Consider the following 12,600-nt stretch of genomic DNA (forward strand, 5'->3'; position numbering starts at 1 on the left):
GGCCCATCCGGGCTGACCCGCCGGGCCCCGTCCCGAGGCGAGGCCCGGCCCCGGGGCCACCCCGAGACCGGGCCCGCCTCGGCCCGATCCGGCCTCAGGCCGCGTGTCCCCCGTCCACCGAGAACTCCGCGCCCGTCACGTACCGGCCCTCGGGCCCCGCCAGGAACGCCACCATCGCGGCCACCTCCTCCGGGGTGCCGAAGCGGCCGAGGGCCGTCAGGGCCCGCTGGCCGTCCGCGTACGGTCCGTCCGCCGGGTTCATGTCGGTGTCCACCGGACCCGGGTGGACCAGGTTCGCGGTGATGCCGCGCCCGCCGAGGTCCCGCGCCAGCGCCTTCGTCAGACCGGTCAGCGCCGCCTTGCTCATCGCGTACAGGCTCCCGCCCGGCCCCGGCACCCGCAGGGCCATGCAACTGCCGACCGTGACGATCCGCCCGCCCTCGGGCAGATGCGTGGCCGCCGCCTGCGAGGCGAGGAAGACCGCCCGGACGTTCACCGCGAGGACCCGGTCCACGTCCGCGAGCGACAGGGACTCCAGCGGGCCCAGGACCCCGACGCCCGCGTTGTTCACCAGCACGTCGAGACGGCCCAGCGCGTCCACCGCCCAGCCGACCGCGCCCGCCGCGTCCCCGGCGTCGGCCGCGTCCGCCCGCAGGGGCAGCGCCCGGCGACCGGCCGCCTCGATCCGCGCGGCGACCTTCTCGGCACCCGCCTCGTCCCGGACGTAGGTGAAGGCGACGTCGGCGCCCTCCCGGGCCAGCCGGACGGCGGTGGCCGCGCCGATCCCCCTGCTGCCGCCCGTCACCAGGACCGCCGTTCCGTTCATCGTGGACATCCCGAAACCTCCGTGGAAGAAAAAGCCAGAAGTGGTTGCGGGTTCAATGAAATGCCTCCGGGCCCCGGAGCGCTGGCGGGTATCGGACGCCGACCCGAAGACTGGAGGGGACGGACGAAGGCTGGAGGGCCGGACGAGGGTCGGAGGGGGAGGACGAGAGCCGGAGGGGCGGACGCCGATGACTTCCGCCGGTTCCACCGGTCGTAAGGGATGAGAAGTACGGGACCGATTCGAAAGGCGCCACCATGGCCACGCTCAGCCTCACCCAGTTCCTCACCCTCGACGGCGTGCACCAGGCCCCCGGCGGTCCGGAGGAGGACGCCAGCGGCGGCTTCGCGCACGGCGGCTGGTCCGTGCCCTACGACGACGAGGACTTCGGCCGGTTCATCACCGGGATCTTCGCCCGGCCGACCGCCTTCCTCCTCGGGCGGCACACCTACGAGATCTTCGCCGGGTACTGGCCGGGGCGCACCGACCCCGCCGACCCGATCGCCGCCAAGCTCAACGCCCTCCCCAAGTACGTCGCCACCACGACCCTCGACTCCGCCGACTGGTCCGGCACCACCCTGCTGCGCGGCGACGCCGTCGCGGAGGTCGCCGCCCTCAAGGAGCGCACCGACGGCGAGATCCAGATGCACGGCAGCGCCGGACTCGCCCGGACCCTCCTCGACCACGACCTCATCGACACCCTCCACCTGGCCGTCCTGCCGGTGGTCCTCGGCTCGGGCCGCCGCCTCTTCTCCGACGGCGTCCGCCCCACCGCCTTCCGGACCACGGAGACGAGCGTCACCAGCACGGGCGTCGTCCTCCTCACGTACGCACGCGAGGGCCGCCCCTCGTACGGCAGCTTCTGAAGCGAGCGCGGCGGCTTTCGAGCCGATGCCGGATGCCGGACGCCGGACGGTCGACGGCCGTCCGGCATCCGGTGGGGGTCCCCGGCCGTCCGACGATCACGATCCGGCAGCCCCGGACCGGGGGCGGCAGAAGGGTGTAGTCACCACACGCCGCCCCCGGTACTGTGATCGCTCCGAGTGCGAGCCGCAGAAGTCTCCACCCCTCCCGATGAGTTGGAGACCGGCCCGAGATGGCAGCTTCGTCCTCCTTCGCCACCCCCCTGCCGCTCGGCGCCCCGCGCCGGGCCTGGCTCACCGACCTGCCCGTCCTGGTCGTCGCCGTCGTCTGGGGCGCCAGCTACCTCTCCGCCAAGGGCATCACCACCAGCCACACCGTCATCGCGGTCCTCGTGCTGCGGTTCGCGGTCGTGCTGCCCGTCCTGGTCGTCGCCGGATGGAGCAGGCTCCGGGCGCTCACCGCGCCCCAGTGGCGGGGCGCCGCCACCCTGGGACTGATCCTCGGCGGGATCTTCCTCCTGGAGACCTACGGAGTCGTCCACACCTCCGCCACCAACGCGGGCCTGATCATCAGCCTCACCATGATCTTCACCCCGCTCGCCGAAGCCGCCGTGACCCGGATCAGGCCGCCCCGCGCCTTCCTCGGCGCCGCCGCGCTCTCCGTCACCGGCGTCGTGCTCCTCACCCAGGGCGGCGGCTTCACCGCGCCCTCCACCGGCGACCTGCTCATGCTCCTCGCCGCGCTCGCCCGTACCGTCCACGTGCTCGCCATGTCCCGGATCAAGGCGGTCCGCTCGGCCGACTCGCTCTCCCTCACCACCGTGCAGCTCGGCGCCGCCGTCGCCGTCTTCGCCGTCATCGCGGCCTTCCCCGGCACCGGCGCCGCACCCTGGACGGTCGCCCTGGACTTCGGCCCGCGCGAATGGGCCGGACTGCTCTTCCTCTCCGTCTTCTGCACCCTCTTCGCCTTCTTCGTGCAGATGTGGGCGGTCCGCCGCACCTCCCCGTCCCGGGTCAGCCTGCTCCTCGGCACCGAGCCGCTGTGGGCCGCTGCCCTGGGCATCGCCGTCGCCGGTGACCGCCCCGGCGTCCTCGGCCTCGCGGGCGCGCTCCTCGTGCTGGCGGGCACCACCTGGGGCCGCCGGGCCGCGGACTCCGCCGCCGGGTAGGTTCTGCGGCCATGCGTTCACTTCCGTACGACAACGCCTTCCGCGCCCGCGCCCGCCGCACCCAGGGCTGGGGGCTCGGGCTGCTCGCCGTCGCCGCCCTCGGCTGGGTCTGGCTCGGGGTGCTCCTCCTCACCCCGTACGGGCCCGAGGACGGCAGCAGTCCCTGCCCCGCGCTCCTCACCAGCTCCTTCGTCCACGACGAGAGCTGCGTCGAGGAACGCGACTGGCCGCTGCTCGTCGGACTCGCGGGCGGCTCCGTGCCCTTCGCGGTGATCGGCGCGGTCCTCTGGACCACCGGATCGGTCTCCCACCGCATGTCCGAGCACCTCGCCGAGGTGACCCGGCTCGACTCGGCGAGCACCTGACCCCAGGACCGGGCCCGGCGGGCTTCCGTACGCGATCCGGCAGACCCCGGACCGGGGCCCGCCGGGTCCTCGGCGTGGTCCCGCGGACCCCGTCCCGGTCCGTCAGGACTTCCGCACCCGGTCCGACACGATCATCAGGACCACGCCGAGGACCACGATCACGATGTTGGCGAACAGCTCCCGGCCCTGGAGGAACCCCACGTTCTCGGTCAGGAACCGCGTCGCGCCCATGAAACGGAACCAGCCGTCCGTCAGCTCGCGCACCACCCCGGCGGCGCCGAAGGCCGCGAGCAGGAAACCGGTGACCTCAAGGAATCGCTTCATGTGGTGATCATGACCCGGCCGGGGGAACGCCCGCGTCCGTCTCCCGTCCACGGCACCGCTACCGAAGTACCGACTTCCGCGACTTCGGTAGCGTCCCCGCCGCTCGTGCCCGGCACCGGATCCCCGGCCGCATACATTGCCGCTATGACACGTACGGACCGGCAGCGCTGGCTGTTCCCCTCCCACCTGGTCGCACCGGGCGGGAGCGGGGCGCCCCGGCCCCGCCGTACCGTCCGCGACTGGATCGTGGACACCGCGCTCTTCCTCCTGGCGGCCTTCTTCGGCCTCGTCGCCGCCGACTCCAGCGCGCAGTACACCAGCGAGGTCGTCACCCTCCTGGACCAGCTCGTCGGAGCCGCCGCCTGCTGCGCCCTCTGGCTGCGCCGCCGCTGGCCCGTCGGCCTCGCCGTCGGCCTCAGCCTGCTCAGCGTCGTCGCACCGGTCGCCGCCGGAGCGGTCCTCGCGGCCCTCTTCAGCGTCGCGGTGCGACGCCCCTTCCGGGAGGTCGCCTGGATCGGGGCGCTCGCCACCGCCGCCTCCGCCGCCCAGGTCTTCGTCCGGCCCGATCCCACCATCAACGTCGGCTTCGCCCTCGCCCTCAGCTTCGTCCTCATCCTCCTCGTCACCGCCTGGGGGATGCTCGTCCGCTCCCGCCGCCTGCTCGTCGAGGCCCTCAGGGAACGCGCCCGCCGGGCCGAGGCCGAGGCCGGACTCCGCGCCGAACAGGCCCAGCGGCTCGCCCGCGAGGCCATCGCCCGCGAGATGCACGACGTCCTCGCCCACCGGCTGACCCTGCTCAGCGTGCACGCCGGAGCCCTGGAGTTCCGCCCCGACGCCCCGCCCGAACAGGTCGCCCGCGCCGCCGGAGTCATCCGCGACAGCGCCCACGAAGCCCTCCAGGACCTCCGCGAGATCATCGGCGTGCTGCGCGCCCCCGACGACGGCGACGGCCACCGCCCCCAGCCCACCCTCGCCACCCTCGGCGCGCTGATCGACGAGTCCAGGGAAGCCGGGGCGGACGTCGTCCTCGACACCACCGTCGACGACCCCGCCGCCGTGCCCGCCGCCACCGGCCGCACCGTCTACCGCATCGCCCAGGAGGCCCTCACCAACGCCCGCAAGCACGCCCCCGGCACCACCGTCACCGTCACCGTGCGCGGACGCCCCGGCGAAGGACTCACCGTGGACGTCCGCAACCCGGCGCCCGCCGGACCCGTCCCGCACGTCCCCGGCTCGGGGCAGGGACTCATCGGCCTCACCGAACGCGCCGCCCTCGTCGGCGGCCGACTGGAGCACGGCCCCGCCCCCGGCGGCGGTTTCTCCCTCCGCGCCTGGCTACCGTGGCCCCCATGACCATCAGGCTGCTCATCGTCGACGACGACCCCCTGGTCCGCGCGGGCCTCACCCTCATGCTCGGCGGCGCCGAGGACCTGGAGATCGTCGGCGAGGGCGCCGACGGCCACGAGGTCCCCGCACTCGTCTCCCGGTACGCCCCCGATGTCGTCCTCATGGACATCCGGATGCCGCAGGTCGACGGACTCACCGCCACCGAACTCCTGCGCGCCCGGCCCGGCGCCCCCGAGGTCGTCGTCCTCACCACCTTCCACGCGGACGAGCAGGTGCTCCGCGCGCTGCGCGCGGGCGCCGCCGGATTCGTCCTCAAGGACACCCCGCCCGCCGAGATCGTCGCCGCCGTCCGCCGGGTCGCCGCGGGCGACCCCGTGCTCTCCCCCGCGGTCACGCGCCAGCTCATGACCCATGTCTCGGGACGGCCCGAGCGGTCCCCGAAAGCCGCCGCGGCCGGGCGCCTCGCCGAACTCGCCGACCGGGAGAGGGAAGTGGCCGTCGCCGTCGGCCGGGGCCTGTCCAACGCCGAGATCGCCGCCGAGCTGTACATGAGCGTCCCCACCGTCAAGACCCATGTCTCCCGGGCGCTCGCCAAACTCGGCCTCAACAACCGTGTCCAGATCGCCCTGCTCGTCCACGACGCGGAGCTCCTCGACGGGGAACGGGGCGGCACCCCGTAGGGTGGAGCGATGTCCGTCATCGAACTGGGGGAGTACGGCGCGGACTTCACCGCGAACCCGTACCCCTTCTACGCGAAGCTCCGCGAAGCCGGACCCGTCCACGAAGTGCGGGTCCCCGACGGCTTCCAGTTCTGGCTGGTCGTCGGCCACGAGGAGGGGCGGGCCGCGCTCGCCGATCCCCGGCTCGCCAAGTCCCCGTCCGTGATCGGCGTACGGCCGCCGGAGGAGGACGTCATCGGCGTCCACCTCCTCGGCGCGGACGCCCCCGACCACACCCGGCTGCGCCGCCTCGTCACCGGCGAGTTCACCGCCCGCCGCGTGGAGGCCCTGCGCCCCCGCGTCGAACGCCTCGCCTCGGAACTGGCCGACGCGATGGAGCCCTCGGGGCGCGCCGACCTCGTCGACGCCTTCGCCTACCCGCTGCCGATCATCGTCATCTGCGAACTCCTCGGCGTGCCCGTGGAGGACCGCGACACCTTCCGCCGCTGGTCCAACGAACTGGTCACCCCGACCGACGAGCGCGACGCGGAGACCGCCATGAAGGGGTTCGCCGGATACCTCGACGAACTCATCGAGGACAAGCGCGCCGCCGGACCCGCCGACGACCTGCTCTCCGGTCTCATCGCCGCCCGCGCCGAGGACGGCGACCGGCTCTCCCTGCCCGAACTACGGGCCATGGCCTATCTGTTGCTCATCGCCGGGCACGAGACCACCGTCAACCTGATCGCCAACACCGTCCGCAACCTGCTCACCCACCCCGAGCAGCTCGCCGCCCTGCGCGCCGACCCGGCGCTCCTCGACGCCACGATCGAGGAGTCCCTGCGGTACGACGGGCCGGTGGAGACCAGCACCTTCCGCTTCACCCGCGAGCCCGTCGTCATCGGCGGCCGGGAGATCCCCGCCGGACAGTACGTCCTGGTCGGCATCGGAGCCCTCGACCGCGACCCGGACCGCTTCCCGGACCCCGACCGCTTCGACATCCGCCGGGAGACCAAGGGCCACCTCGCCTTCGGGCACGGCATCCACTACTGCCTGGGCGCCCCGCTGGCCCGCCTGGAGGGCCGCATCGCCCTCAGAACGCTCCTGGACCGCTTCCCCGACCTGGAGCTCGACCCGGAGGCCGCCCCCTGGGAATGGATCCCCGGCCTCCTCCTCAGAGGCGTCCGACACCTCCCGGTCCGCTGGTGACCACGCCCCGGGGGGCCAGGACCGGTGACGGCCCCCTCAGGGGTGCCCACCGGACCGCCCGCCGGTGGGGTCCATCACGCGAGGCCATCGCGTTGGCGCCGATCCGATGACAGAGGCCCTGTCGCGGTAGATCCGTCCATCTACCGCGACGGGGCTTCCGGTTGTCGTTCGGCGGCGGCGGCGAGTCGACCTGCCAGGTCCTTGAGGGCTTGGCGGAGTTCGTCGGGGCCGTGGATGGTGAAGGGCCACTCGAGAGAGGCGAGCAGGTGCGCCATGCCGTCGAGGCGTTCCGCCCGTGCCCGCATCAGCACGCCGACGGGTCGGGCGGTGAGGGTGACAGCCGTGCGCGGCAGCCTTCGGGCGATCTCGTCGAGGGGGCCGTGGACGGTCACCTCGACCTGCCAGCGGTAGGGCACCTGGGCGAGGGCCGCGGTGAGGTGGGCGACCGGGTCGAAGCCGTCAGGGGTCGTGAAGGTCCACGGGCGGGGGGTGGCGGAGGTGACGCGGTCGATGCGGAAGGTCCGTAGGTCGTCCCGGAGGTGGTCGTGGCCGACGAGATACCAGCGGCCGGTGTGGAAGACCACGCCGTAGGGGTCGATGTCGCGCTCGGTCCGGGTCTGCCGCCAGGACCGGTAGGTGATGCCGACGGTCGTTCTGGTGTGCGAGGCCTGGGCCAGGGCGAGCAGGACACCGCTCCCGGGTGCCTGCGCGCTCACGGCGTCGGTGGTGAAGGACAGAGTCTCCCGCATGGCGGTGAGCGGCTCCCGCAGGGCCTGTGAAAGCACCCTCTCGATCTTGGCCCGGGCGCCCGCGCCGGCCAGTACCGTCGTGCCCATCCCGATCCGTTCGGCCGCGAGGAGTCCGAGGACGACGGCGAGGGCCTCGTCGTTGGTGAGGACCAGGGGCGGCATCCGGTAGCCGCGGGCCAGGCGGTAGCCGCCGTGGCGGCCGCGCTCGGCCTCCACGGGGATGCCCAGGTCGCGCAGGTGGGCGATGTACCGGCGGACCGTGCGGACGTCGGTGCCCAGCCGGTCGGCCAGCTCCGTCCCGGTGAGTCCGGCGTTCGACTGGAGCAGTTCCAGCAGGGTCAGCACACGGGTCAGGGGATGCGACATGGATCACTCGACATTTCAGGGCTGATTCTGTCCTGTATCGACTCTACGCTCCCCGCAGCACCTCACTTCAGGGAGATCAGACATGGCTACCTTCGTACTCGTTCCCGGCGCCTGGCTCGGCGCGTGGGCCTGGAAAGACACCGCCGACGCGCTGCGGGAGCACAGCCACACGGCGCTGCCGCTGACACTGACCGGCCTGGCCGAGCGCGCCGCAGAGGGCGGGCCCCGGACGGACCTGGACGCGCACATCGCGGACATCACCGGCTTCGTCGAGAAGAACGATCTGCGCGAGGTCACCCTGGTCGCCCACAGCTACGGGGCCGCCCCCGTCACCGGGGCGGCCGGGCGGCTCGGCGACCGGCTGGAGCGCGTGGTCTACGTGGACAGCGCACCGTTCGCCGAGGACATGCGGATGCTCGACCTCATGCCGCCGGAGGTGGCGGACCAGCTGGGCGAGCAGGTCGCGGCCCACGGCGACGGCTGGCGGCTGCCGATGCCGCCGTTCGAGGTCCTGGGCCTGTCCAGCAGCCTCGACGGGCTCGATGAGGACCGGCGGGACGTTCTGCGCGCACGTGCCACCTCCCAGCCGTTCGGCACCTATACCCAGCGCCTCGCAGGCCCGGCCGAACCCGGCCCCGGGGTGGACCGTGTCCTGGTCGCCTGCCACGACTTCCAGGGCCTGCTGGACGGTGGGGTGCCGATGCTCGCCTTCCTCGACCACGCGCCGTGGCGGCGCTTCGACCTGGCCACCGGGCACTGGCCGATGCTGTCGGCCCCCGCCGCCCTCGCCTGCATCCTCCACGGGGCCGTCTCCTGACCGAGCCGGGTGCGGGGCTCGATTCCGGACGGCTTCCGCGAGAACCAGGACGGGCTCTTGGCCGTCGTACGGCTCGCGCGCTGTGTTCGTGACCGGCCGAGTGCCTCTGCGGCGGCCGATCCGGTCGTCGCTCTGCTCGCCGACCGCCGTCACAGACACCCGGCCGGTCATCGAGTCCGGCTGACCGGTTCCGACGGCGCTCCTTGACCTCGGCGCCGTGGACCGCGGGGTTCCCGCCGCCCTGCCGAGGAACCGGTCCGGAGAGCGGAATCCGGTTGGAGTGCCAGGTGGGAGATACTCAGGCCGTTCAGCCCACGGGTCGTTCAGTCCAGGGCCATTCAGTCCACGTAGGACATTCCCGCTGACCACATTCTCAGGAGCAGCCGTGCCGACACCCGCCAGGATCTCCCCCTCCGCCACCGGTTCCACGAATCCGCCGTCGGCCGGAGGCGGCAGCCGTATCCTGATCGGTTATGCGACACGGACAGGGACGTACGGAACCAGCGCGGACGCGGCGGCTCACTTCACCACGGCTGATCTGTCCGTCGGTGCGGCGGTCGTCGACGGCATCGGCCACTCGGACGCCCTGCACACGCTGGTCCCGCACGTCGCGGTGACCGCAGCGCGGATCGCCGCCGTCAGCGGAGCCCCCGCCGGTCTGCTCACCGGGGGCGGCATGATGTCCACCGCGGACGTGGACGGCGCCCGGCCGAACGCCGTCGCCGTGGTCGCCCACGCCCGGCCCGGCAGCCCCACCACCATCTGCTGGACCGGCGACAGCCGTGCCAGCGGCTGGGACGGCGTCCGCCTCACCGCGTACACCGTGGACCAGACCGTCGCCACCTACCTCCTCGAAGCCGGAGTCGCCGAGGAGATCGCCGCGGGGTTCCGCTCGCGCCTCAAGGGGTCACTCGCCGAGGTCGTCCCCGAGACCGCGAGCAAGGTCCTGATCCCGGCCGGACAACTCGTGATCCTGACCTCCGACGGCATCCACGACCAGGTCCTGGCCGACGTGATGGAAGCCCTCGTCCATCAGCACCAGGACGATCCGCAGGCCCTCGCCGAGGCCCTGGTCGCCGCCGCGGCCGCCGACGGGACCGGCTACCGTGACGACGCCACCGCGATCGTCCTGCACCCGGGCTCCGGGCTCCACCCCGGCCACTGAACATGAACCCGTGATGCCGGTGATGCCGCGGAGACCGCTCGACGTGGGCAGTCTGAGACCGGGACGGTGTCCGGAGCCAGTGACGCGCGGCGGCCGGTGCCACCGTGGTGCCAGCCATGCGTCAAAGCCGTCACAGGACATGGCATCGGTGTTGCGCTGCTTGTGGGTCTCGCGGTCGAAGGTGTGGCTGAGGGGGGCCTGAGCGCGGTGAGGGGCCCGTACTCGCCGATCCGTGGAACGGTGGGTACGGGCCCCTGCTGGAGCCGGGGGGGGGGGGGGGGGGGGCCCCGCCCCCCCCCCGGGGGGGGGGGGGGGGCGGGCGGGGGGGGGGGGGGGCGCGCCGGGGGGGGGGGCGGGGGGGGGCGGGGGGCCCGGGGGGGGGGGGGGGGCGCCGGGCCCCCCCCCCCCCCCCGGCCGTGGGTCAGGCGAGGGAGTTGAAGGTGGTGCCTTCGCCGGTGAAGAGGGGGGTGGTCTGGCGGGTGAAGGGGGCGGTGGTGGTACCGGTGGAGCGGTAGACGGAGGTGCCGGTCTTGCCGTAGGCGATCAGGTCGGGTCGGCCGTCGCCGGTCACGTCGCCGGCGCCGACGAGCTGGGTGAAGGCGTTCCAGCCCGCTCCGATCTTCACGCGGGTGGCGAACCCGCCCTTGCCGTTGCCCTGGTGGAGCCAGAGGACACCGGCCTTGTCCCGGGCGACGAGGTCTCCCGCCGAGGTCCCGGCGATGTTGCCGAGCGCGGTGATCTGGTCGTAGTCCTTCCAACCGGCACCGATCTTGACGCGGGCCGCGTACGGGGCGCTCGCGCTGCCGGTGCCCCGGTAGAGCCAGGCGGTTCCGGTGGTGTCGACGGCGACGAGGTCGGATCGGTTGTCGCCGGTCAGGTCGCTGCCGCCGGTGAGCTTGTCGTAGATCTGCCAGCCGGTGCCGACCTTGGCGCGCGTGGTGAAGGTGCCGTCGCCCTTGCCGGTGTACAGCCACAGTGCGCCCGCGGCGTCGCGGCCGAGGACGTCGCCGGGTGCGGTGCCCGCGAAGTCACCGACGGCCTCGATCTGCTGGTAGGTCTGCCAGCCGGCGCCGACCCGGGTGCGCTTGGCGGGGGTGACCTGGCCGGTGGCGGACGGCCAGTCGTGCAGGTCCTGACGCCACAGGACCCCGGATGAGTCGCGGGCGAGGAGGTCGGTGGAGCCGTTGTCGTTGTAGTCGTGCGGGTTCGCGGCCCGGGTGACCGTGAACCCACCCATGGCGGTGGCTGGAATCGCCGCCTCGGGCGTCTTGGCGGCGACCTGCCACGTGTAGGCGCCGTTGGGAGCGGAGGAGCCGTCCAGGAGGCCGTCCCACGCGAACCGGAAGGTGGCGCCGGAGGCGGGGGCGTCCAGGGTCCTGGTCAGGGTGCGGCCGCTCGCCGTGTGGGCGAGCGTGAGCTCCACGGTGGCCCGGGTGTGCGACAGGGTCCATTCCATCGGCAGGCTGGTACCCGGCTTCTCCAGGTCCACCGCGGTCGGCGCCTTCGATCCGGTGATCTTCACCGCGGGGATCCGGCCCGTGTCGGCGACGAGGGTGAGTTCCGGGCGGGCGGACCCGCTGTCGGTAATCCGGAACAGGCCTTCGTGTCCGGCGCTGGAACCGCGGACCAGGATGCTGCCGTCGGGGGCGTGGGCGACGCTGGAGAAGTCCTCCAGGAGCGGGTACGCGGCGGCGTCCGTTTTGATGTTGCGGGCGTAGAGAGGCGTCAGGAGCTGGTCGTCGGCCTTGCCGGGGACACCGTAGAGAAGGGTGTGCCCGCTGATCCCCGCGATCACGGTTCCGGCCTGCGAGGCGTCCATGGTGTACCGGCGGTGGGCGTACGGCCCGTCGACGACCAGGACCGTCGCACCGCTCCACTGCTGTACCGACGCCGTGTAGTCGGCCGTGAACGTCCCGGTGGACGACGGCGTCCAGAGCCCGGTGTCCCATCGTTCCGTCCACGTAGCGCCCTTGACATTGGTACGGCTCATCCAGTGGTTCGTGGAGTAGGTCGGGCCGGAGAACTGTCGCTGGGAGCCGAAGAGGAGCAGGTCGTAACCGGTGGAGAACGCCACCTTGAAGTCCAGACCGTAGTCGCCACCGACGACCTCCGACTTCGTCGTGGTGCCGTCCGTGTTCGGGGACAACTGCCACAACTGGTGGTAGTCGCCGGTGGTGGGGACCTTCACGTACAGGTACGAGCCGACCGCGCCGACCACCGAGGCTCCGGGACGGAACTCGGCCGCGATGTCGACCGTCACGGGGGTGGGGGTGGCCGCCGTCATGTCCCAGAGGGCGACCTTGTCGCCGTCGCGGACCACGACCGTGTCCGACACGCTGCTCACACCGACCAGGCCGGCGCCCACGGGAACGACCGAACCATCGGCGGAACGGTGCCACTCCAGAACCGAGCCCCTCGTCACGTCGCGGCGGCTGGTGAGGTAGCCGGTGTCACCCACGCTGACGATCTCCGCCCCCGCCGGCAGGACGGCCGCATCGGCAGCACCGGGGACGACTGCCGCGCCGAAGGCCTCGGTGGTGGCGGGCGCCGCCACGGCCTCGGGCACGGTCAGGGCCCCGGCACCGACGGTCACGGCGAGAACGGTGGCCACACAGGCGCCGAAACGACGCCGGTTGGTGAAGGCAGAAGACAAGGCAGTTCCTTCGAGAACAGGAGAACCGGTGTTCGCGTGCGGCGCGAACGTCCGGTCAGACCCGCGAAGGGAGCCGGTGGTTGTACGAGCC

Annotated in this window: 12 protein-coding genes; 8 read left to right on the forward strand and 4 right to left on the reverse strand. The window is 73.0% G+C overall.

What is annotated here, in order from left to right:
• Positions 1–94 precede the first annotated feature (94 nt).
• Positions 95–835 (reverse strand): SDR family NAD(P)-dependent oxidoreductase, encoded by a 741-nt coding sequence (locus ACFXGN_RS00540; RefSeq protein ID WP_384851517.1) that lies wholly within the window; start codon positions 833–835, stop codon positions 95–97.
• Between the two features lie 245 nt (positions 836–1,080).
• Here ACFXGN_RS00540 and ACFXGN_RS00545 point away from each other — a divergent pair, with 245 nt between their 5' ends.
• From ACFXGN_RS00545 to ACFXGN_RS00555, 3 genes are all read left to right on the forward strand, one after another.
• The gene (locus ACFXGN_RS00545; RefSeq protein ID WP_384851519.1) at positions 1,081–1,689 is read left to right on the forward strand and encodes a dihydrofolate reductase family protein; all 609 of its coding nucleotides are present in this window, start codon (positions 1,081–1,083) and stop codon (positions 1,687–1,689) included.
• 230 nt (positions 1,690–1,919) lie between these two features.
• Entirely contained in the window at positions 1,920–2,855 is a 936-nt protein-coding gene (locus tag ACFXGN_RS00550; RefSeq protein WP_384851521.1) for a DMT family transporter, read from the forward strand.
• A gap of 11 nt (positions 2,856–2,866) precedes the next feature.
• Complete coding sequence (locus ACFXGN_RS00555; protein WP_384851523.1) at positions 2,867–3,220, forward strand: hypothetical protein; 354 nt, start codon at positions 2,867–2,869, stop codon at positions 3,218–3,220.
• Positions 3,221–3,322: 102 nt separating this feature from the next.
• Here ACFXGN_RS00555 and ACFXGN_RS00560 read toward each other — a convergent pair whose 3' ends face one another.
• Positions 3,323–3,544, reverse strand: coding sequence for a hypothetical protein (locus ACFXGN_RS00560; protein WP_384851525.1), 222 nt, complete (start codon positions 3,542–3,544; stop codon positions 3,323–3,325).
• Between the two features lie 144 nt (positions 3,545–3,688).
• On the opposite strand from ACFXGN_RS00560, the gene ACFXGN_RS00565 reads away from it, so the two are divergent.
• From ACFXGN_RS00565 to ACFXGN_RS00575, 3 genes are read left to right on the forward strand one after another with little or no spacing between them, the layout of a single operon-like run.
• Positions 3,689–4,897, forward strand: a complete 1,209-nt coding sequence (locus ACFXGN_RS00565) for a sensor histidine kinase (protein ID WP_384851527.1) — start codon at positions 3,689–3,691, stop codon at positions 4,895–4,897.
• Entirely contained in the window at positions 4,894–5,571 is a 678-nt protein-coding gene (locus tag ACFXGN_RS00570) for a response regulator (protein WP_384851529.1), read from the forward strand. Before ACFXGN_RS00565 ends, ACFXGN_RS00570 begins: the two co-directional genes overlap by 4 nt.
• Before the next feature lie 9 nt (positions 5,572–5,580).
• The gene (locus ACFXGN_RS00575; RefSeq protein ID WP_384851531.1) at positions 5,581–6,759 is read left to right on the forward strand and encodes a cytochrome P450; all 1,179 of its coding nucleotides are present in this window, start codon (positions 5,581–5,583) and stop codon (positions 6,757–6,759) included.
• Positions 6,760–6,899: 140 nt separating this feature from the next.
• Here the strand turns inward: ACFXGN_RS00575 and ACFXGN_RS00580 are convergent, their stop codons facing one another.
• Positions 6,900–7,874, reverse strand: coding sequence for a helix-turn-helix transcriptional regulator (locus tag ACFXGN_RS00580; protein ID WP_384851533.1), 975 nt, complete (start codon positions 7,872–7,874; stop codon positions 6,900–6,902).
• An 82-nt stretch (positions 7,875–7,956) separates the two neighbouring features.
• Here ACFXGN_RS00580 and ACFXGN_RS00585 point away from each other — a divergent pair, with 82 nt between their 5' ends.
• Together ACFXGN_RS00585 and ACFXGN_RS00590 are read left to right on the forward strand one after the other, a co-directional pair.
• Positions 7,957–8,691, forward strand: a complete 735-nt coding sequence (locus ACFXGN_RS00585; RefSeq protein WP_384851535.1) for an alpha/beta fold hydrolase — start codon at positions 7,957–7,959, stop codon at positions 8,689–8,691.
• Positions 8,692–9,076: 385 nt separating this feature from the next.
• A complete protein-coding gene (locus tag ACFXGN_RS00590; RefSeq protein ID WP_384851537.1) occupies positions 9,077–9,856 on the forward strand; it encodes a hypothetical protein in 780 nt (259 codons plus the stop codon).
• A 421-nt stretch (positions 9,857–10,277) separates the two neighbouring features.
• Here the strand turns inward: ACFXGN_RS00590 and ACFXGN_RS00595 are convergent, their stop codons facing one another.
• Positions 10,278–12,509: an FG-GAP-like repeat-containing protein gene (locus tag ACFXGN_RS00595; protein ID WP_384851539.1), complete on the reverse strand. Its 2,232-nt coding sequence runs from the start codon at positions 12,507–12,509 to the stop codon at positions 10,278–10,280.
• Positions 12,510–12,600 lie beyond the last annotated feature (91 nt).

Origin of the sequence: Streptomyces sp. NPDC059247 (assembly GCF_042754005.1) — a bacterium.
Classification (GTDB): Bacteria; Actinomycetota; Actinomycetes; order Streptomycetales; family Streptomycetaceae; genus Streptomyces.